The organism is Lysobacter sp. HDW10, assembly GCF_011300685.1.
Lineage (GTDB): Bacteria > Pseudomonadota > Gammaproteobacteria > Xanthomonadales > Xanthomonadaceae > Solilutibacter.
Genome location: NZ_CP049864.1, coordinates 1,579,601 through 1,600,674 on the forward strand (window position 1 = coordinate 1,579,601; position 21,074 = coordinate 1,600,674).

General features: G+C 56.5%; 20 protein-coding genes. 14 read left to right on the forward strand and 6 right to left on the reverse strand.

Annotated elements, in window-relative coordinates; all coding sequences use genetic code 11:
* Positions 1–2: 2 nt before the first annotated feature.
* The 3 genes from G7069_RS07615 to ykgO form a co-directional block, all read right to left on the reverse strand.
* Positions 3–1,031 carry an agmatine deiminase family protein gene (locus G7069_RS07615; RefSeq protein WP_166295968.1) on the reverse strand — a complete coding sequence of 343 codons (1,029 nt, stop codon included), beginning with the start codon at positions 1,029–1,031 and terminating at the stop codon, positions 3–5.
* 64 nt (positions 1,032–1,095) lie between these two features.
* Entirely contained in the window at positions 1,096–1,422 is a 327-nt protein-coding gene (locus G7069_RS07620; protein WP_166297648.1) for a hypothetical protein, read from the reverse strand.
* 106 nt (positions 1,423–1,528) lie between these two features.
* A complete protein-coding gene (gene ykgO, locus G7069_RS07625; RefSeq protein ID WP_010342887.1) occupies positions 1,529–1,654 on the reverse strand; it encodes a type B 50S ribosomal protein L36 in 126 nt (41 codons plus the stop codon).
* A 163-nt stretch (positions 1,655–1,817) separates the two neighbouring features.
* Between ykgO and cmk the strand changes: the two genes are divergently transcribed.
* The 6 genes from cmk to G7069_RS07655 all read left to right on the forward strand — a co-directional run bounded on the left by cmk (position 1,818) and on the right by G7069_RS07655 (position 8,912).
* On the forward strand, positions 1,818–2,495 hold the full coding sequence (gene cmk, locus G7069_RS07630; protein ID WP_166295971.1) for a (d)CMP kinase: 678 nt from the start codon (positions 1,818–1,820) through the stop codon (positions 2,493–2,495).
* Positions 2,496–2,678: 183 nt separating this feature from the next.
* A complete protein-coding gene (gene rpsA, locus G7069_RS07635) occupies positions 2,679–4,361 on the forward strand; it encodes a 30S ribosomal protein S1 (protein WP_166295974.1) in 1,683 nt (560 codons plus the stop codon).
* Positions 4,362–4,440: 79 nt separating this feature from the next.
* Positions 4,441–4,752, forward strand: coding sequence for an integration host factor subunit beta (locus G7069_RS07640; RefSeq protein ID WP_240912514.1), 312 nt, complete (start codon positions 4,441–4,443; stop codon positions 4,750–4,752).
* Between the two features lie 85 nt (positions 4,753–4,837).
* Complete coding sequence (gene lapB / locus G7069_RS07645; protein WP_166295980.1) at positions 4,838–6,019, forward strand: lipopolysaccharide assembly protein LapB; 1,182 nt, start codon at positions 4,838–4,840, stop codon at positions 6,017–6,019.
* Between the two features lie 2 nt (positions 6,020–6,021).
* Positions 6,022–6,996, forward strand: a complete 975-nt coding sequence (locus G7069_RS07650) for a glycosyltransferase family 4 protein (RefSeq protein WP_166295983.1) — start codon at positions 6,022–6,024, stop codon at positions 6,994–6,996.
* A gap of 14 nt (positions 6,997–7,010) precedes the next feature.
* Positions 7,011–8,912, forward strand: a complete 1,902-nt coding sequence (locus tag G7069_RS07655) for a nucleoside-diphosphate sugar epimerase/dehydratase (protein ID WP_240912515.1) — start codon at positions 7,011–7,013, stop codon at positions 8,910–8,912.
* Positions 8,913–8,989: 77 nt separating this feature from the next.
* Here the strand turns inward: G7069_RS07655 and G7069_RS07660 are convergent, their stop codons facing one another.
* Genes G7069_RS07660 through G7069_RS07670 form a run of 3 tightly spaced genes read right to left on the reverse strand, consistent with a single transcriptional unit; the run spans position 8,990 to position 13,262 of the window.
* Complete coding sequence (locus tag G7069_RS07660) at positions 8,990–10,198, reverse strand: acetyl-CoA C-acyltransferase (RefSeq protein WP_166295986.1); 1,209 nt, start codon at positions 10,196–10,198, stop codon at positions 8,990–8,992.
* A gap of 47 nt (positions 10,199–10,245) precedes the next feature.
* On the reverse strand, positions 10,246–12,618 hold the full coding sequence (locus tag G7069_RS07665) for a 3-hydroxyacyl-CoA dehydrogenase NAD-binding domain-containing protein (protein ID WP_166295988.1): 2,373 nt from the start codon (positions 12,616–12,618) through the stop codon (positions 10,246–10,248).
* A 29-nt stretch (positions 12,619–12,647) separates the two neighbouring features.
* Positions 12,648–13,262: a TetR/AcrR family transcriptional regulator gene (locus G7069_RS07670; RefSeq protein WP_166295991.1), complete on the reverse strand. Its 615-nt coding sequence runs from the start codon at positions 13,260–13,262 to the stop codon at positions 12,648–12,650.
* Positions 13,263–13,445: 183 nt separating this feature from the next.
* On the opposite strand from G7069_RS07670, the gene ndk reads away from it, so the two are divergent.
* The 8 genes from ndk to moeB are packed head-to-tail and all read left to right on the forward strand — an operon-like array spanning position 13,446 to position 21,043.
* Positions 13,446–13,871 (forward strand): nucleoside-diphosphate kinase, encoded by a 426-nt coding sequence (gene ndk / locus G7069_RS07675; RefSeq protein ID WP_166295994.1) that lies wholly within the window; start codon positions 13,446–13,448, stop codon positions 13,869–13,871.
* Position 13,872: 1 nt separating this feature from the next.
* The gene (rlmN, locus tag G7069_RS07680; protein ID WP_166295997.1) at positions 13,873–15,027 is read left to right on the forward strand and encodes a 23S rRNA (adenine(2503)-C(2))-methyltransferase RlmN; all 1,155 of its coding nucleotides are present in this window, start codon (positions 13,873–13,875) and stop codon (positions 15,025–15,027) included.
* Positions 15,014–15,808 carry a type IV pilus biogenesis/stability protein PilW gene (locus G7069_RS07685; RefSeq protein WP_166296000.1) on the forward strand — a complete coding sequence of 265 codons (795 nt, stop codon included), beginning with the start codon at positions 15,014–15,016 and terminating at the stop codon, positions 15,806–15,808. The genes rlmN and G7069_RS07685 overlap by 14 nt, the downstream gene beginning before the upstream one ends.
* A gap of 10 nt (positions 15,809–15,818) precedes the next feature.
* Positions 15,819–16,643, forward strand: a complete 825-nt coding sequence (locus G7069_RS07690; RefSeq protein WP_166296003.1) for a helix-turn-helix domain-containing protein — start codon at positions 15,819–15,821, stop codon at positions 16,641–16,643.
* Positions 16,644–16,695: 52 nt separating this feature from the next.
* Positions 16,696–17,328: a tetratricopeptide repeat protein gene (locus tag G7069_RS07695; RefSeq protein ID WP_166296006.1), complete on the forward strand. Its 633-nt coding sequence runs from the start codon at positions 16,696–16,698 to the stop codon at positions 17,326–17,328.
* 34 nt (positions 17,329–17,362) lie between these two features.
* Entirely contained in the window at positions 17,363–18,550 is a 1,188-nt protein-coding gene (gene bamB / locus G7069_RS07700; RefSeq protein WP_166296009.1) for an outer membrane protein assembly factor BamB, read from the forward strand.
* A 3-nt stretch (positions 18,551–18,553) separates the two neighbouring features.
* On the forward strand, positions 18,554–19,957 hold the full coding sequence (gene der, locus G7069_RS07705) for a ribosome biogenesis GTPase Der (protein WP_166296012.1): 1,404 nt from the start codon (positions 18,554–18,556) through the stop codon (positions 19,955–19,957).
* 3 nt (positions 19,958–19,960) lie between these two features.
* Positions 19,961–21,043 carry a molybdopterin-synthase adenylyltransferase MoeB gene (moeB, locus tag G7069_RS07710; protein ID WP_166296015.1) on the forward strand — a complete coding sequence of 361 codons (1,083 nt, stop codon included), beginning with the start codon at positions 19,961–19,963 and terminating at the stop codon, positions 21,041–21,043.
* Positions 21,044–21,074: the final 31 nt, after the last annotated feature.

Genomic DNA, 21,074 nt, shown 5'->3' on the forward strand with positions numbered 1-21,074 from the left:
GATCAAACCAGATGTTCTGGGAGTTGCATGGTCAAGCAATGCAAGCTGCCGTTCTGCCAGATGAGCGGCCGACACGGGATTTGCACGATTTCATGGTTCGGGAATGCGGCTTGCATCACTTCAACCGCCTGTGCGTCTGCGGGATCGTCGTAGCCCGGCATCAACACTGCGCCGTTGACGATCAGAAAGTTCGCATAGCTGGCAGCGAGGCGGCGACCACCGTCCAAGATGGGTCGTGCCCAAGGCAGAGGAAACAAACGATAAGGCTGGTCGTTACGCGTGCGTAGCGCGGCAATTTCTTGCGCCATCGTGGCGAGCTCCGCAAAGTGCGAATCACTCTCGTCATCGCAGGCTTGGAACACGATGGCATCTTCACTGGCGAAGCGGGCGAGGGTATCGATGTGGGCGTCGGTGTCGTCGCCTTCCAAATACCCGTGGTCAAGCCACAGGACGCGATCTTGATTCAGCCACTCGCACAGCTTTTGCGTGATGTCTTCGCGCGAGGCTTGTGGATGACGTTCGTGCAAGCATTTCCAGGTCGACAACAAGGTGCCGGCACCGTCCGTTTCAATCGCACCGCCTTCCAAGGCGAAATCGATGGAAGCGCGCTGTGCATTCTTGAAAACGCCCTGTGCATCCAAGGCTTGAATAATTTGATCGTCATGGCTGGCGTCAAACTTTCCACCCCAACCGGTGAATCTAAAGTCGTTGAGCTTGAAGCGTTGACCATCCGTCAATGTGATCGGGCCGCTGTCGCGCAGCCAAGTATCGTCGTAAGGCACTTGGACAAATCGGACGCGCTGCATGTCGACGCGATTGCTGCGCAGTCGTGCTTCTGCATAGGCTTCGACGTCATCGTCGCGCACGATAATGATTGCGTCTTCAAACCGTGTGATGGCTTTGACGAGCGCAACATAGGTTTCTTCGACTTCACCCAGTCGCTCGGCCCAATCGGTTTCATCGTTGGGCCAAGCCACAAGAATGGCGGATTGGCGTTCCCACTCCGCGGGAAAACGAAAGCTCGAGCTCATGTGTATCGCAACCGAATGTATGGACGCGACATTCTATCGTTTAGCCGCTGAATCAAGGCGCGAATCAGAGCGCGGCGGGTGCCGGCCCCACTTCCGTCGGTGCAGCTTTCAGCAGCACAACATCGATCACTTTCGACTTCTCAAAATAAACGATGAAGTTCGGGTATTCCCAACGATTGATCGTCGGCCATTGGCGCTTTTGTCCGCCACGCGGATCCAATTTGCTTTGCGGTGCGCCGTAGCGTGCTTCAACTTGCGTCATCGTCATGCCGCGCACAGGTTCCGAAACCGCAGACTCAGCGCGAACGCGGTCTACCAACAGTGTTTGTGCAGAGATGGATGTAGAGCCGAGTACCAATGCTGAAAAAAGAATCAAAGCCGAAGTCTTCATACGTGCCTCCCAGAACGAGGATTCACTATAGCGAAGGCGCGTCGCCAATCCATAAAAAAACCGCCCATCGGGCGGTTTTTGTTGAAGCATCGCAAGTACTTGCGAATCAGCGCTGACGCGCCTTGAAACGCGGGTTGGACTTGCAGATCACGAAGACCTTGCCACGACGGCGAACCACTTTGCAGTCGCGGTGACGGGCCTTCGCCGACTTCAGAGAGGATAGGACCTTCATGATAAACCTCGGATGGCTAGAACGTTGAAAAACTGGAAGTCGGCAATGATAGCAGCAAAAATGCTGCGCGATCAAGCGCTTGCAGACTTTTCTCTCACCGACTTCCGAGCCTCACAAACGCACGGCTAATATATGTCAAACGAACTGCGCAAAACGGACACGTATGCCTCTTGGAATTCCGGTACTGACCATTGACGGCCCCTCCGGATCTGGAAAGGGCACGATTAGTCGTCTCGTCGCAAATGCCTTGGGTTGGCACTACTTGGACTCCGGCGCACTCTACCGTGCCGTGGGGCTGGCGGCTGCTTGGGAATCGGTGGATCTGTCTGATGCCGAGGCTGTTGCGACCTGCGCACGCCGCACCAAGCTGGCATTCAAGGGTGGCGATAAGGACACCGAGCCGCGTCTGTTGGTCAACGGCGTCGATGCAACTGACGAAATTCGTACCGAAACCGCAGGTGCGGCGGCGTCGGCAATTGCCGCTTTGCCCGAAGTTCGCGACGCGTTGCTAGACGTTCAGCGAAATTTCCGCAAAACCCCAGGGCTCGTTGCAGATGGGCGCGATATGGGGACCGTGATCTTCCCCGATGCAGGGACCAAAGTGTTCCTCGATGCGAGTGCCGAAGAAAGGGCGCAAAGACGCTATAAGCAGTTGAAGAACAAGGGGATTTCCGTTACGCTAGCGGGTCTGCTGGGCGAGATTGTCGCCCGTGATGCCCGCGATGCAAACCGCGCCGTCGCACCGCTGAAAGCCGCTTCCGATGCCGTCATTATCGACACCACCGGACTCGACATCGAAACGGTCGTGGCACAGGTCCTGTCTTTGATGACGTCACGCTAGATTTCTGCGCGTTCGCAATCGCGAACTTCGCAGTACTTTCCCCGCAGAAAATGGCCCTGTCGGCATGCCGGCAGGTTTATCACTTCCTGACCTCCCGGCCATGGGCAATCCCGCCCGCGCCGACGAACGGGGGATACACGTGTTTTTTGACGCATGTATCCATACAACAACAGAGTTAAATCAATGACTGAATCATTTGCAGAACTGTTTGAACAAAGCGAAGCCCTACTGGTTAAGCTGAAGCCGGGTGCCATCGTCACCGGTACCGTTGTGGATGTCCGCAACGATGTCGTGGTGATCAACGCCGGCCTGAAATCCGAAGGCATTGTTCCGATCGAACAGTTCCGTAACGACGCTGGCGAAATCGACGTGGGCATTGGCGACACCGTGAAGGTGGCGCTCGAGTTCATCGAAAACGGTTTCGGCGAGACCGTCCTTTCGCGCGAAAAAGCCAAGCGCGCGATGGTGTGGGACGAGCTCGAAGAAGCGCTCAACAACGATGCCACCATCGTTGGTCGCATCAACGGCAAGGTCAAGGGCGGTTTCACCGTCGACATCAAGGACGTCCGCGCATTCTTGCCGGGTTCGTTGGTCGACGTGCGTCCGGTCCGCGACCCTGTCTACCTCGAAGGCAAGGAACTCGAATTCAAGCTCATCAAGCTGGATCGTAAGCGCAACAACGTGGTGGTCAGCCGCCGCGCTGTGGTTGAAACCGAGCATTCGGAAGAACGTGAACAGCTGCTTGAAAAGCTGGTCGAAGGCGCCAAGCTCAAGGGCGTTGTCAAGAACCTCACCGATTACGGCGCATTCGTCGACCTCGGCGGTATCGACGGCCTGCTGCACATCACCGACATGGCATGGAAGCGCGTGCGCCATCCGTCCGAAGTCGTTGAAGTCGGTCAAGAACTCGACGTCCGCGTGCTCAAGTACGACCGTGAACGCAACCGCGTTTCGCTCGGCCTCAAGCAAATGGGCGAAGATCCGTGGGATAACGTCGCACGTCGTTACCCGGCCAACACCCGCGCATTTGGTAAGGTCAGCAACGTCACCGAATACGGTGCGTTCGTTGAAATCGAACCGGGCGTCGAAGGCCTGGTCCACGTGTCCGAAATGGATTGGACCAACAAGAACGTCAACCCGTCGAAGGTTGTCCAAGTCGGTGACGAAGTCCAAGTCATGGTGCTCGACGTCGATGAAGAACGTCGCCGCATTTCGTTGGGCATGAAGCAAGTCAGCTCCAACCCGTGGGAAACCTTTGCTGCCATCCATAAGAAGGGTGACAAGGTCGAAGGCCAAATCAAGTCGATCACCGATTTCGGTGTGTTCATCGGCTTGGACGGTGGCATCGACGGTCTCATCCATTTGTCGGACATCAGCTGGAACTCCACCGGCGAAGACTTGGCACGCAACTTCAAGAAGGGCGACAACCTGGAAGCCGTTGTGTTGGCCGTTGATCCGGAACGCGAACGCATTTCGCTCGGTATCAAGCAAATGGAACAAGACCCGATGGGTCAATTCCAAGCCAGCAACAGCCGTGGTTCGATCGTGAACGGTACCGTCAAGGAAGTGGACGCCAAGGGCGCAACCATCGAATTGGCTGATGGCGTGGAAGGCTACTTGGCCGCCCGTGACATCTCGACCGAACGCGTTGACGACGCAACGACCAAGTTGAAGGTCGGTGACGCCGTTGAAGCCAAGATCGTTGGCACCGATCGTAAGAGCCGCTTGTTGCAGCTCTCGATCCGCGCGAAGGATCAAGACGAATTGCACGAAACCTTGGCCGAATACAACAAGTCGGCTGATACTTCGGGTGGCAACACGCAATTGGGCGACCTCTTGCGTCAGCAACTCGGCAAGTCGGAATAAGCTGTAACACGTGAATCGCATGCAGCCTGCTTCGGCAGGCTGCATGTCACGTATGCATGCACAGGTCGGATCAGGGGCTATGACCAAATCGGAACTCATCGAAAAGCTGCACAAGCAGCAACCACATCTAAAGACGGACGACGTAGAGCTCGCTGTTAAGTTGGTGCTCGATGCGATGACCGCAGCCCTCGCTAACCACGAACGCATTGAAGTACGTGGCTTTGGCAGTTTTTCTATTCACTACCGCGCTTCACGCACCGGCCGCAATCCGCGTACCGGCTCAGCCGTTGAATTGCCGGCAAAACATGTGCCGCACTTTCGCCCGGGCAAAGAGCTCCGTGCGATGGTGACCGATGTCGTTCCATTGGAAGACAGCGAAGCCGCGGAATAATCCGCGCATACGGCATTCGAAATAATCGCGGACCTTGGGCGTCAGCGGTTAGAATCAATCGAGATCGAATTTTTCAAGGGAACGCATGCTCGCCTTTCTAGACCAATGGCTGTGGCTTGTCATTCTCGTGCCCAGTGCGGCCGTTATCGGGTGGATTGTCGGCCGGCGCGGCGGGCAACTGCATAAAGACAGCCAAGTCAGCAAACTCTCGGTCACGTACTTTCGTGGCCTTAATTACTTGTTGACGGAGCAGCCTGACAAGGCCATCGAGTTGTTCTTGCACGTCGCCGAAATCGACAAAGAGACCTTCGAAACGCAAGTTGCGTTGGGACACTTGTTCCGACGCAGAGGCGAGGTTGATCGCGCCATTCGTTTGCACCAAGGGTTGGTGGAGCGCAAAGACCTCAGTGACGCACAGCGCGTGCAAGCACTGCTGGCCTTGGGTGAGGACTACATGCGCTCTGGGCTTCTGGATCGCGCAGAAACAGTTTTCTCAGAACTCGCATCGATCGATCAGAAAGCACCCCTCGCGCTCAAGCACTTGATCGGCATCTATCAATCTGAAAGGGATTGGGAAAAAGCAATCAACAACGCCATGCGCTATGAAGCGGCCACGGGCGAGCCCATGGGTAAGCTGATCGCGCAATTGGAATGCGAACTCGCAGAACGCAAACGCGCAGAAGGCGACATGGTGGGTGCGCGCGAATGTATCGCACGTGCCTATGCTGCCGATTCAACCTGTTGCCGTGCCGGCATGATTGAAGGTCGTTTGGATCTGGAAGCCGGTGATGTGCGCGGTGCAACGCGTGCTTACGAACGCGCCGCGCGCCACGATCCCGATTTCTTGCCCGAAATCCTGCCGCACTTGCTCGAATGCTATCAACGCACGGGTGACACGCCAGGTGCGAAGGGCTTTCTCACTGAGATGTCCGAGCACTACGCAGGTATTTCGCCTGTGCTCGCACTCACGCGCTTGGTCGAGAAAGAAGACGGCCCCGCAGCGGCACGTGAGTTCTTGGTGGGCCAATTACGCAAGCGTCCCTCCGTACGCGGTGAGTCTGTGTTGATCGACCTGTCGCTGGCCGAACAAAGCGATGCGGTCGACACCTTGAAAGAACTGAAAGACATCACCGATCAGTTGTTAGTCCGAAACCCCAGCTACCGTTGCACGCGATGTGGTTTTGGTGCGCGTTCGCACCACTGGCAATGTCCGAGTTGCAAAGAGTGGGCAACGGTGAAACCGCTATTGAATTACGCGGTGGTTTGAGCGTGAACCCAACGATGGCCATTGTGTTGGCCTCGGCAATTGGCGCAGGTGTGCTAACCCTGATCACGCTGATGTACGCACGGCGCGTGGGTTTGATGGACGTGCCCAGCGACCGCCGGAGTCATGCCGTCGTTACCCCTCGCGGGGGCGGTCTGTCCATGGTGCTGGTGGTCAGCGCGGGGCTCGCGTATTTCGCGATCACACAGCAGGTGCGCGTAGCGATTGGTGCACTCGTCGGTTTGGCGTTGGTGGCGGCAGTCGGTTGGCTGGACGACCACAAAGATCTATCGGTACGCGTCCGCCTTTTGGCGCACTTCGTGGCAAGCATCCTCTTGGCCGCAAGTTCGGGCCTCCCCCCGTGGGGTATGGCCCTGACATTTGTATGCGCCATCGTGCTGATCAATGTGTGGAACTTCATGGATGGCATCAACGGCATCGCGGCGAGTCAGGCTGCGGTATTTGCTGCGGTGTCCGCCGTGCTGCTGACTTCGCCAATGGCGGTTTGGCTATCGGTTTTATTGCTCGGCGCCTGTATCGGATTCCTACCTTTCAATTTTCCCCGCGCGCGCATCTTCATGGGCGACGTCGGCAGCGGCGCGCTGGGTTTCCTCATTGCCGTCCTGCTCAGTTTCGGCATGCATGAGACCCACGGCATCCTGCCCATCTGGCTTTTGGCATTCCCGCTTGCGCCTTTTTTGGTAGACGCCGGCTGGACGCTACTGGCCAGAATCTTGAAGCGCGAAGCGTGGTGGACAGCCCACGTGACCCACGTCTACCAAGTCTGGTCGAGACGGTTGGGGGCGCATTTGCCCGTGACTTTGACCTATTTGGTGCTCGCTTTACTCGGCGCCGGTTTGGCCATTTCCATTCAGGGCAGAGACATAAATTTCATTAAAATTTCGCTAACCCTGTGGTATACAGTCCTGTCGTTCGCTTGGTGGATCCTTCGCAAACAAGGATTTACGCGTTCTTTCTAGGAAAGTAGATCAGCATGGGTATCGGTCGGAATACAGTGCTAAACCCACGCTATCTCATCGTCTTGCACGATCTGGTCATGGTCGTGATTGCCTGGTTGGGCCTGCATGCGATCCGCTACTGGATCAGCAACCAAACGCCGCCCTTCGATGCCCTCGGCACAGAAATGGTGATCGTCTTGGTGTCCCAGGCCATCGTCTTCCAATGGGTCGGCCTTTACAAAGGCCTGTGGCGATTTGCCAGCCTGCCTGACCTCTGGAACATCATCAAAGCCGGCCTGGGTGGCGTCGTCGTGTCCACCGTCGCCTTGTTTGCCTACAACCGTCTCGATGGCGTCGCCCGTTCGGTGTTGGTCCTGTACCCGTTCGTGCTCGGTATCTTGCTCGGTGCACCGCGTTTGCTCTATCGCATTTGGAAAGACCGCGTCACCCACCTCGGGCAGCAACCTAAGGCCACGCGCGTTCTGGTGCTGGGTGCCGGTGAAGCGGGTGAGGCCTGCGCACGCGATTTGCTCCGCAGCGGCACCTACCATCCCGTTGGCTTCCTGGATGATTCTCCGGCGCTGAAGAATAGTCGCTTGTTGGGCTTCCCCGTCTTGGGGCGGTTTGAAGATGCCGCATTGATGGCCAAGCAAACGGCCGCTGAGCTGCTGGTCATTGCGCTGCCGAATGTGGGCGCAGAAGAAATGCAACGCGTCATTGGCATTTGTGAACGCTCTGGCGTCGCCTTCCGCATGTTGCCCAAGCTGGAAGAAGTGCTGAGTGGCCGTGCACTTCCGGGTGAACTCAAGCAGGTGGATATCAATGACCTACTGGGTCGTGATCCGGTTGTACCGAATTGGAAAGCCATCCGCGATTGGTTGGTAGGCCGCTGCGTCTTGGTGACGGGGGCAGGGGGTTCGATCGGCTCGGAACTCTGTCGGCAATGCGCGCGCCATGGCGCGATTGAAATCTTGCTGGTGGAAGTCGACGAACTGTCACTGATGCGCATTGAGGCCGAACTTCGCCGTGATTTCCCGACGTTGAAAGTGGTGTCGATTCTCGGAGATTGCGGTGACGCCGCCGTCATGCGACACGCGTTCAAGCAAGCCTTGCCGGACGCGGTCTTTCACGCTGCTGCCTATAAGCAAGTGCCGGTGCTAGAAACACAATTGCGCGAAGCCGTTCGCAACAATGCGTTGGCCACTTCAGTGGTTGCTGAAGAAAGTGACCGTGCCGGTGTTGCGACCTTCATTCTGATTTCGACCGACAAAGCAGTGGACCCGGTCAATGTATTGGGTGCCAGCAAACGCTTTGCGGAAATGGTCTGCCAATCGAAGGCAACAGAAAGTCATACGCACTTTATTACGGTGCGCTTTGGCAATGTCTTGGATTCCGCCGGTAGCGTCGTGCCCTTGTTCCGCGAACAAATTCGATTGGGTGGGCCCGTCACCGTGACCGACCCGGAAGTCACGCGTTACTTCATGACGATTCCGGAAGCATGCATTTTGATTCTGCAAGCCGCCGCGATCGGTGCACATGATTCTATCTACACGCTCGACATGGGCCAGCCGGTGTCTATTCGTACATTGGCGGAGCAACTGATTCGGTTGGCGGGCAAACGTCCGGGTAAAGACATTGCCATTACTTACACCGGCTTGCGTCCGGGCGAGAAGCTGCACGAGACGCTGTTCCATTCCGAAGAAAGCTACAAGCCAACCAGCCACACCAAGATCTTGCGCGCGGTTGCACGCGAGCTGGATTCTGCTTTAGTGAAGGAAATGGCGACCAACTTGCGCGCTGCGAGCGAGGCCTATGACTTGGAATTGTTGCAACGTCTGTTGCGTGAATCCGTGCCGGAATTCCAGCCTGAGAAAGCAGATGGCGAGGCGGATAACGACGTGATTATCAAATTCCCCAGTCGGAAGAATCGACGCTAATCCGCGCAAGCGATCTTCCGTGTGCGATGCACCCTTCCTTCGGAACGGAAGGGTGCACGCAGATGCAAAACACTAAATTACAGGCGTTCGAACACGCCCGCGGCACCCATACCGGTACCGATACACATGGTCACCATGCCGTACTTCAACTGACGACGACGCAGGCCGTGGACCAAGGTGGCGGTGCGGATTGCACCGGTCGCACCGAGCGGATGCCCCAGAGCAATGGCGCCACCCAAGGGGTTGATCTTCGACGGATCCAAGCCCGTGTCATGAATCACTGCCAGTGCTTGTGCTGCAAACGCTTCGTTCAACTCGATCCAGTCCAGCTGGTCCGAAGTGAGTCCAGCCTGCTTAAGCGCTTTCGGGATGGCAGCGATCGGGCCAATGCCCATGATTTCCGGCGGCACACCCGCGACCGAGAAGCTCACGAAACGTGCGAGCGGGGTCAAGTTGTACTCCTTGATCGCAGCTTCTGAAGCAAGCAACACGCCGGCAGCGCCATCACTCATTTGCGACGCATTGCCCGCGGTGACGGTGCCACCGAACTGACCATTCCGGAATACCGGCCTCAGTTTGGCCAATGATTCCATTGAAGTGCCAGGACGCGGACCTTCGTCTGTGTCTACGGTGATCGAGGTGTTGCGAATGGTGTCATTCGCCAGATCCGGCATCAGCGATTGGATGTCATAGGGCGTGATTTCGTCCTTGAACTCACCAGCCGCAATCGCCGCAAGCGCTTTGTTATGTGACTCTACGGAGAACGCATCTTGCGCTTCGCGGCTGATCTTCCACTGCTCGGCCACTTTTTCCGCGGTGATACCCATGCCATAGGCAATCGCCACGTTTTCGTCTCTCGCAAACACTTCCGGAGACAGCGCAATCTTGTTGCCCATCATCGGCACCATGCTCATGCTTTCAGTGCCGCCGGCCAACATCAAATCCGCCTGACCCAATCGAATTTGATCAGCGGCCAAGGCAACGGCTTGCAAGCCGGATGAGCAGAAGCGATTCACCGTCTGAGCTGCGATGGTGTTTGGCAAGCCAGCGAGCAACACGCCGATGCGTGCAACGTTCATGCCTTGCTCTGCTTCGGGCATCGCACAACCAATGATCGCGTCCTCAATGCGTTTTGCATCAATGCCGGGGGCTTGGTTGACGACGGCACGCAGCACATGCGCAAGCATGTCGTCCGGTCGCGTGTTGCGGAACATGCCTTTCGGCGCCTTACCCACAGGTGTGCGCGTTGCGGCAACGATGTAGGCGTCTTGTACTTGTTTGGACATTTCTAGATTCCTTGGATGCTTGAAGAGGAGAGAGGCGAGGTTCCGACTCAGTTCCTCAACGGCTTGCCATTCTTGAGCATGAATTCGATGCGATCTTGGGTCTTTTGTTGCTTGGCAAGCTCGCAGAAGTGCTTGCGTTCAAGGCGAATCAACCAGTCTTCGTCGACAACGCTATTGCGATCGACTTCACCGCCACACAGAATCGTGGCAATGCGCGTGGCAATTTCGTTGTCGTACGGGCTGATGAATCGACCTTCAAGCATGTTGACCAACATCATCTTGAACGTCGCAATGCCGACGTTGCCGGCGACGCGAATTTTGCGTGCAGGCATCGGCGGACGGTAGCCGGCCGAGGCCAAGGCCGCGGCTTCCTCTTTGGCGATGTACAGCAGTTCAAACGCGTTCATCACAATGCGATCGCTCTTGCGCATCAGACCTAAGTCTTGCGCTTCGTAGGCAGATGCCGATGCTTTGGCCATGGCAACCGTTTCAAAGATCTTCTTCAGTTCTTCGAAGACGTCGCCGTTAGCACCTGCAGCTTCAGACGCACGTACGGCGAATTCCTTGAGGCCGCCACCGGCAGGCAGCAGACCGACACCGGCTTCAACGAGGCCGATATAGCTTTCCAAATGCGCCACAGATTTCGCACTGTGCATTTGGAACTCACAACCGCCACCCAAAGCGAGGCCGCGAACGGCGGTCACGACGGGCACCAACGCGTACTTGATCGCTTGGCTTGCTGCTTGGAAATTCGCAACCATGGCTTCGAATTGATCGAACTTGCCTTCTTTCAGCAGCCCAAGTGCACCCGCCAAATCTGCGCCTGCGGAGAACGGTTCTTTGTCTTGCCAAATCACCATGCCCTTGAAATCACGCTCTGCGATTTTGATGGCATGTTGAATGCCGTCAAGCACTTGATCGCTGACGGTGTGCATCTTGGTCTTGAAGCTCAACACGGCGATGTCATCGCCCGCATCACGCCACAAGCGCACGCCATCGTTTTCCCACACGGTTTCGCCTGTGCTGAACTTTTCGCCCAAGACAGGATCCGGGAAACGCTGACGTTTGTAGACCGGCAAATCTGAGCGCGGCACGATGGCGTTCTGCGTCGGGCTGTAGCTGCCTTCTGACGTGTAAACACCTTCGCGTGATTTCACCCAGTCCGGAAGCGGTGCATCGCTCATGGTTTTACCAGCTGCAATGTCTTCTTCGATCCACTGCGCCACTTGTTGCCAGCCCGAGGCTTGCCAAGTTTCAAACGGACCCATGCGCCAGCCGTAGCCCCAACGCAATGCCAGATCCACATCACGTGCAGTGTCGGCAATCGACTTCAGGTGATAAGCGGCATAGTGGAACAAATCACGGAAGGTCGCCCACACAAATTGCGCTTGTGGGTTGCTGCTTGCGCGAAGCTCAGCGAGCTTCTTGACGGGATCTTTACCCTTCAAGATTTCAACGACGTCTGCGTCCGGACCCGCATGACCAGGTGCGTAGTCTTGCTTGGCGAGGTCAAGCACCAAGATGTCTTTGCCAACTTTGCGATAGATACCCGCGCCAGACTTTTGACCCAACGCGCCTTTTTCAACCAGCATGGTGAGCCAAGTCGGCGATTTGAAGTACTTGTGCCACGGATCATCCGGCAAGGTGTCGGCCATGGTCTTGATCACGTGCGCCATGGTGTCCAGTCCCACGACGTCTGCTGTTCTATAGGTGGCAGATTTCGGGCGACCCAAGAGCGGGCCGGTCAGACCATCAACGACGTCGAAGGGCAGGCCCAAGTCACCGGTGTGATGCATGCCGGCAAGAATCGAAAACACGCCAATGCGATTGCCGATGAAGTTCGGCGTGTCACGCGCGATGACCACACCCTTGCCCATATAGGTGGTCAAGAACGTTTCAAGCGCGTCCATGACCCACTGTTCGGTGTGCTTGGACGGAATCAATTCGGCCAGGTGCATGTAACGCGGCGGATTGAAGAAGTGCACGCCGCAGAAGCGATGACGCAATTCTTCCGGTAACACATCACTCAAGCTGTCGATGCCCAAACCGGAGGTGTTGCTTGCCAGCACCGCATGGGCCGGCACGGAGGACGCAATCTTTTTGTACAGGTCGTGTTTCCAATCCATGCGTTCAGCGATTGCTTCAATCACCAAGTCGCAGGTCTTCAGTTCATCAAGCCCCGTATCGTAGTTGGCGGCAACGATCGCATCTGCAAAAGACTTGCGGCCAAAGGGTGCGGGCGACAGCTTGCCCAAGTTGGCGATGGCCTTTTGCACGATGCCATTCGGATCGCCTTCCTTGGCAGGCAGATCAAACAACACAACGTCGATACCGGCGTTGACGAAGTGCGCGGCGATCTGTGCGCCCATCACGCCTGCGCCCAAGACGGCAACGCGACGGACCAGCAATTTCTGAGACATGGTTAAAGCTCCTGGAGAGATGTCGAGGTTCAGGGGGCCCGAAGGCCTGCAATAGCAAAAGCAATCAAATGGCGCGACGCCTCTTGGCGATGCGCGTGCTCGGTGCGCCCGGGCGGGCGGCGAATGAGGCCAAAGTCGGCCATCGCATAGGTCAAAGAGCCGGTAACAAAGTCGAGCCGCCAATACAGCTCTTGTTTGCTCAGGTCCGGCAAGCACTGCGACAACGCGTGGGCAAATTCGCGAAGCACATGGCCGTAGCGCTTCGAGATGTATTCCCGGAGGCCTTCGTTCTCTTCCACGTAGGCGCGCGCGAGGATGCGGATGAAGGCGGTCCCCGTCGTCCCAGCAAGTTCGAGGGCAGGGGTGACAAAGGCATCGAGGATGCCTTCCAAATTGTCTTTGCCTGCATCCAAGGCTTTTGACAGGCGGGCGAGTCGTTGGGCGCTCATGTCGTCCATGCGGCGACGGAAGACCTCATTAATCAGGTTCTCTTTGCTACCGAAGTGATAATTGACGGCCGCAATATTGACCTGCGCCTTCGACGTGACCTCACGCAAAGAGGTCGCCATGAAGCCGTGCGTCGCAAACAATGCCTCGGCCGCATTCAGAATTCGGTCTTTGGTGTTGAACTGCGCAGTCGCCATGTGTAATGCCTGATTCAATCCGCTGTTTGATATACAGACTATAGCGTATGGTCGCATTCATGCAAATGACATGAAAGTGTTTAAAGAGCTAGAATGGGCCATCGATATCCACCGTAAGTCCGCGATTGCAGAGGGCTTGCGGCATTTTCTGTATCTGCATTCAACTAATTCGGAGTTTTTCTTATGGCGCAGGAGCGCACCCTCTCGATCATCAAGCCCGACGCCGTCGCAAAAAACGTCATCGGAGAGATCTACGCACGTTTTGAAAAGAACGGTTTGCGCGTTGTTGCATCAAAAATGAAGCAACTGTCGAAGCAAGAAGCTGAAGGTTTCTATGCCGTGCATCGCGAACGTCCGTTCTTCGGCGCGCTGGTGAACTTCATGATCTCGGGCCCGGTCATGATTCAAGTTTTGGAAGGCGAAGGCGCCGTGTTGAAAAACCGCGACCTCATGGGCGCAACAAATCCGAAAGAAGCAGCCGCTGGCACCATCCGCGCTGACTTCGCAGATTCGATTGACGCGAATGCAGTGCACGGTTCCGACTCGCTCGAAAATGCAGCGATCGAAATCGCATACTTCTTCCCCGCAACGGACGTCTACGGCCGCTGAGATGACAGAAGCTTCGCGCCAAAAGCAGAACTTGCTTGAACTGGATCGCGAAGGTCTCGAGCGTTTCTTTGTGGAAACGCTCGATGAAAAGAAGTTCCGTGCGCATCAGGTGATGAAGTGGATTCATCATCGCCACGTGACCTCGATTGAAGAAATGACTGATCTCGGCAAACACCTTCGTGCAAAGCTCGAAGACGCTGCCGAGATCATCGTTCCTAATACGTTATTTGATAAACCGTCGGTCGACGGTACACACAAATGGCTGCTCGGCATGGATGGTGGAAATGCCATTGAAGCCGTGTATATCCCTGATAAAGGGCGCGGCACTTTGTGTGTGTCTTCGCAGGTGGGGTGTGCATTGAATTGCACGTTTTGCTCCACCGCAACGCAAGGCTTTAATCGCAATCTTTCAACAGCTGAAATCATCGGCCAAGTGTGGGTTGCTGCGAAACATTTGGGCAATGTGCCGCATCGCGAACGCAAGCTCACCAATGTCGTGATGATGGGTATGGGCGAACCGCTCATGAACTTCGACAATGTCGTGCGCGCGATGAGTGTGATGCGTGATGACTTTGGTTACGGTCTGGCCAACAAACGCGTCACTTTGTCGACAGCGGGCTTAGTACCGATGATCGACAAGCTCGCACAAGAAAGCGATGTGTCGTTGGCTGTGTCTTTGCATGCGCCATTCGATGAGCTGCGCGATGAGCTCGTGCCGCTCAACAAGAAGTACAACATCGCAACGCTTATGGACGCCTGCACGCGCTACGCGCTGCGCAAGAAGGGTGAGTCCGTCACTTTCGAATACACCTTGATGCAGGGCATCAATGACCAACCGGAACACGCACGCGCTTTGGCGCGGCTGATGCGCGATTTCGACCGCTCTGTGCAAATGAAAGACGCGGCCAAGGTTAATTTGATCCCATTTAATCCGTTCCCGGGCACGCGTTACGCGCGTTCGAACCCCGATGACATTCGCGCGTTCCAAAAAGTGCTGAACAATGCCGGCCTAGTGGCACCTCTGCGCCGCACGCGTGGCGATGACATCGATGCCGCCTGCGGACAATTGAAAGGCCAAGTGCTTGATCGGACACGTCGTCAGGCCGAGCACGCAAAGCGGCTGCAACAGTCAGGAGATGTCGATGCAGCTGCATAAGGGGATTTGGATTGTTTTGATCACCCTGGCGGCCCTCGTCGGGTGTAAGCGCCTGACGTTTATTAAGCCGAACTACGACAAGATGGAAATCGAGCAGGTTAAGCAAGCGCCCGATTTGCGCGACAGCCCTGCAGACAAACGTCGCATGGTCGCCGCCGATTCCGTCGAAGCGGCAGCCAATCGATTGAGTGTGGGTGATTACGAAGGCGCTGAACGCGCTGCACAGAACGCCGTCAAGAATTCGCCAGACGATCCGACGGGCTATTCCATTCTCGGCTTGGTTCAGCAAGGCCGTGGCAATAGCGCCTCAGCGGGCAGCTATTTCCAGAAAGCCGCGTCGATGGGACGATCGGGACCGGCGGAGTGGGGCAATTACGGTTCATGGCTATGCGAAAGCGGGCAAGCCACAGAGGGCCTGACTTGGATTGACCGCGCACTTCAGTATCCGGATGCACTCGATGCAGCGGGTATGCAGGCCAATGCGGGTAAGTGCGCATTGAAAGCCGGAAACGCCGTGCGTGCGGAACAGAATCTGAGAAGCGCATTGAGCAGTTCCCCCACCAATGCCGTGGCATTGGACGGCATGACGCAACTGATGATTGAACGCGGGCAAACCATGGAGGCGCGCGCGTTCTCCGAACGTCGACTCGCGCAGGGCGAAAGCGCTGAAAGTTTGCAACGCGCGATTCTGATTGAAACAAAATTGGGCGACACGAGAAGTGCACAACGCTATCGCGATCGTCTTTCACAACTGAACTCTTCCATCAACAATCCACGCTGAAGCCACCGAAATGCAAGAGTCCCTCTACAGCACTACCAATCCGGGCACACTCGAATGCGGTAACCGATTGCGCGCAGCACGAGAGAAGGCCGGCAAGTCCATTCAAGACATTGCAACTGCAGCAAGATTGCCGTTGCGCACCGTGAGCATGATTGAAAGTGGAGATTGGTCGACGATCGGCGCCTCCATCTTCGTCAAGGGCTCGGTGCGAAGCTACGGAAGATTGCTTGGCGTTGATGTTGAACCTTATTTAATCAGCACCACAAGCGTCGAGCTGCCGCAACTCGTGTCGCACACGCGCACGCCGCCGGTGAAGCGTATGGTCGATGTGGTGGCGCCGCGTCTCGTCTACGTGTTGATGACCGCGATCATTGCCGTGCCTGTGTGGATGGCGGCGACGCGATCCCCTTTGGGTGAAGGCGCTGCCAACCAAACCACCAGTCTTGAAACCGACGCACAGCCCGTAGGCGCGCAAACCGACGCTGCACAATCGGCTACCCAGCCGACCACGCAAAAGCCGGTGATTGCTTCGATGGGGCCGAGCTTGCCGGAGGCAGGTCAAAGTGCAGGCTACATCACGCTGACCTTCAATGGTGAAAGTTGGGTCCAAATCATCGGCAAAGACGGTGCTGCGGTCGAGAAAGGTCTGATCAAGGCCGGCGAAACCCGCCAGTTCAAGTCTTCGGAAATTGGTCGCATGACCATCGGCAATGTCAGCGAAGTGCGCATCTCGCAAGGGGGTACAGCCTTTGATACTTCAGCCTATGCACGGTCGAACGTTGCACGAATTGCTGTATCCTCGGACGGCAAGCTCGGCGGCGGTAGCGTCGAGTAACCCCCTCCAAACCGGAAAGATATGAGCCGTGTACAGCGGCTCCTGATACTGCATGGCTATTGACGATCTCTTAGACGAACACGAACAGGGCGAAGTCGTCCGCAATTGGCTGCGCCGTAACGGCGGCAGCATCTTGACCGGCATTCTGATTGGTCTGGCCCTCATCATGGGCTGGAAGTGGTGGCAAGCGAAGCAGGCCAACGATGCCTCAGCGCGTGCACAGCAATTCGAAGCGCAAGTTGCGAATACCACGGATCTCAGCAAAGCCGCAGCCGGCATTGCAAAAATGCCTGCCGACTCCATGTACGGCGCATTGGCGCGCATGCAACTTGCTCGCACGCAAGTGGACGCGGGTAAATCCGCGGATGCACTGGCAACCTTGAAGCAAATTCAAGTGAAAGACGCAGGTTTGATGAGCACGGTGCAGGTCCGGATCGCACGGTTGTTGATTGAGACCGGTAAAGCAGACGAGGCCATTGCGTCTATGAAGACGCTGGATTCCGCCGGTGCTTTTGAAGTTACGGGTGACGCCTACGCGCGCCTCGGTAAAAAAACTGAAGCGCAGGCGGCATATAAACGTGCGCTGACCGCAATGGAAGTCGGCAGTAACGCTCGTGCCATTGTTGAACTCAAACTTGAAGACGTGGGTGGACAAGTACCCAACGCAGGCGCTCCGACGCTTTGATTCCGCGCTTCAACTGCCTCCAAGGAATTCACGCATGACCGTTCGCTCCACCTTGTTTAAGACTTCACTGCTGGTCGCTGGCATGGCAACGCTGGTTGGTTGTAGCTCATTTAAGAACCTGTTTGGTTCGAGCTCAGCCCGCGCTGACAAGAAGGCTGCCAAGCCCGCTGAGCTGGTGAAGTTCACCGCCACGGCCAACTTCTCAAAAGTGTGGTCGGTGAGCGCAGGCAAAGGCGACGATAGTGCAGGTCTCGTACAGTCGCCCGCTGTTGCGGACGGTCACGTGTATGCGGCTGCTGTTTCGGGCGGCGTACGCGCTTATGACCTCGCAACGGGCAAACAGCTGTGGGCCTACGATTCGAAAGCACGCATTTCGGGTGGCCCGGGTGCTGGCCAAGGCTTGGTTGTCGTTGGCGGACTCGATGGCGAAGTCATTGCACTTGATGCAGCGACCGGCGCTGAAAAGTGGACGGCGAAAGTCATCAATGAAGTGATTACCGCGCCCGCCATTGGGAACGGCGTCGTTGTTGTTCGTTCGAACGACGGTCGCTTAACTGCTTTCGATATGAATACGGGCGAGAAACATTGGACGTGGTCGGCTGAGCCGGTTGCGTTGTCGGTGCGCGGTAACAGTGCGCCCTTGATGGGGCCTGGCGCCGTCTTTACCGGGACAGATAGCGGCAAGTTGGTGGCCATTGGTGCCGCTGACGGCGGTCAAGGTTGGGAAGCCACGGTGGCGGACCCCGACGGCCGCAATGAACTTCAACGCATGGTCGATGTCGATGGCCAACCGGTGCTGGAAGGCTCTGTGCTCTACGCCACGAGCTACAAAGGACGCACCGTCGCCGTAGACGGTCCGAGCGGCCAAATCATGTGGGCGCAAGAACATGGTGGTGCAGGCGGCGTCGGTTTGGGTGCAACAGCACTCGTTGTGAGCGATGCCAATGATGTTGTATGGGCGCTCGACAAAGCGACCGGTGCACCCATGTGGTCCTACCCTGAACTTACGCGTCGTAGCGTGTCTGCGCCTGCGGTGTTGGGCGACTACGCTGTGGTCGGTGACTACGACGGCTATCTGCACTGGTTCCGCATGAGCGATGGCCACTTGGTCAATCGCATCCGCTTTGGTAGTGGTCCGATCCGCAGCCAGCCTGTTGTGGCCGATGGCATGGTCATCGTTCAAAACTCGGGCGGTGAGATTGCCGCTTTCCGCGCGAACTAAGTCATGCTGCCGACGTTAGCGCTTGTAGGCCGCCCAAACGTCGGCAAATCCACGCTTTTTAATGGGCTCACGCGCACGCGTGACGCCTTGGTACACGACGAACCCGGTGTTACCCGCGATCGAAACTATGGCGTCTGCCGACTGGATGAAGAGCGTCCGTTTGTCGTCATTGATACCGGTGGTATTGCGGGCGAAGAAGAAGGTTTGGCCGGTGCCACTGCAAAACAATCGCGTGCAGCCGCAGAAGAAGCCGATCTAATTTGTTTTGTGGTCGATGGCCGTGAAGGTCCGACTGCGCTCGACGACGAGATTTTGCGCTGGTTGCGTAAGCTCGCACGTCCGACTTTGCTCGTTGTGAATAAAGTCGACGGCATTGATACCGACGCTGCGGTCAATGAATTCGTGCGTTTCGGTTTTAAAGATGTCATTCCGACTGCGGCGTCGCATCGCTCGGGTATTGATGACTTGCTTGAAGTCGTCTATCCGAAGTTGCCCGAACATGGACAAGGCGAAGAACTCGACGACGATCCGGAACGCGTTCGAATTGCTTTTATTGGGCGTCCGAATGTCGGCAAATCGACTGTCGTGAATCGCATCTTGGGCGAGGAGCGCATGATCGCTTCCGACGTACCCGGCACGACGCGTGACTCGATCTCTGTCGACCTCGAACGCGATGGTCGCAAGTATCGTTTGATCGACACCGCAGGCTTGCGCCGTCGTTCGAAAGTGGATGAGGCGGTCGAAAAGTTTTCAGTGGTGAAAACACTGCAAGCCATCGAACAATGCCAAGTCGCTGTATTGATGTTGGATGCCACTGAAGGTGTGACTGACCAAGATGCGACAGTGTTGTCTGCAGTCTTAGACGCCGGTCGCGCCTTGGTGATTGCAATCAACAAATGGGACGGGCTTGAAAAATACGCCCGTGACCAAGCGGAAACCATGCTGTCAAGAAAGCTGGGCTTTGTGGATTGGGCACAAGCTGTTCGAATCTCAGCCTTGCATGGTTCGGGTTTGCGCGAATTGTTCCGTGCGATCCATCGTGCACACGCCTCGGCAACACGCGAGTTCGGAACCAGTGAAGTCACGCGCGCCGTAGAAGCGGCGTACACCGCCAATCCACCGCCGGTGATTCGTGGCCACGTAGCAAAGATGCGTTTCGCGCACGCGGGCGGTAGCAACCCGCCAACCTTCATTGTGCACGGCACGCGTTTGCGGACTTTGTCTGATTCATATCGCCGCTATTTGGAAAACTTCTTCCGCAAGCGTTTCAAATTGGTCGGAACCCCCGTCCGATTTGTGTTCCGCGAGAGCGAGAACCCGTTCAAAGACAAGGTCAATGTGCTGAGCGACAAGCAGAAAGCAAAACGTCAGCGCATGATTCGACACCACAAGCGCAACGACAAATAAATCATGACTGTCCGCTCGCTCATGCCGCGCGAGGCCTTCGAGAGGATCAGTCAAGGCGTTCGCATCATCGACATCCGCGGTGAGGTCGAACAATTGAGCGGCATGGCGCAAGGCGCCACCGCTGTTCCACTAGACACACTCTTAACGACCCCTGCTGAAATCCTTGGCGAAGATGTCGTGCTGCTCATTTGTCAGAAGGGCATTCGCTCTGCAAATGCCGTTGAGACACTTCGCGCAAGTGGATTCAATGTGGTGTCTGTCGAAGGCGGCACTGACGCTTGGCTTGCGCAAGGCTTGCCGATCGAAGTGCCGAACACTGCTGCCGACATCATGGGCGAAGACGCAGCGTTTCTCGATCGCTACTCACGGCAGATGCGATTGCCCCAAGTCGGACTGGAAGGGCAAATTGCCCTTCGCAAGGCAAAGATTGTCGTCGTGGGCGCAGGTGGCTTAGGTGCACCGGTCACCTACTACCTTGCTGCAGCAGGTGTCGGCCACATCACTTTGATCGATCCGGATGTCGTCGATCGCAGTAATTTGCAACGTCAGATCGTGCACGTCGATGCAGACGTCGGTGCATTGAAAGTCGATTCGGCGCGCTCGCGTTTGCTGGCATTGAATCCTTACTTGTCGCTCACGACCCATGCCCTTGCACTCGATGTGACAAATGCGTCGACGCTGATTGAAGGCGCCGATGTGGTGATCGACGGCTCAGATAACTTTGCGGTCCGACACGCCTTGAATGCCGCTTGCGTTGAAGCGCGGGTTCCTTTGGTCTATGGCGCCGTCGATCGCTTCACGGGTCAGGCAAGTGTGTTTAATGCGGGCTCACGCGGGGCGGTGCCATGTTATCGCTGCCTGTTCCCGGATGCGCCCGAAGGCGTCCTTAACTGCGCAGAAGCGGGCGTGCTCGGCGTTGTGCCCGGCATGGTGGGCATGATTCAAGCCACTGAAACGCTAAAGCTCCTGCTTGGGTTGGGCGAAAGCCTGAGCGGCGTGTTGCTGCAATTTGATGCGCTAAACATGCAATTCAAGCGGACGAGAATTGTGGCAGATCCGGCGTGCCCGACCTGCGCCGTACGCTAGTGCGATAATACGCAACCCCTAGACGCGCGAC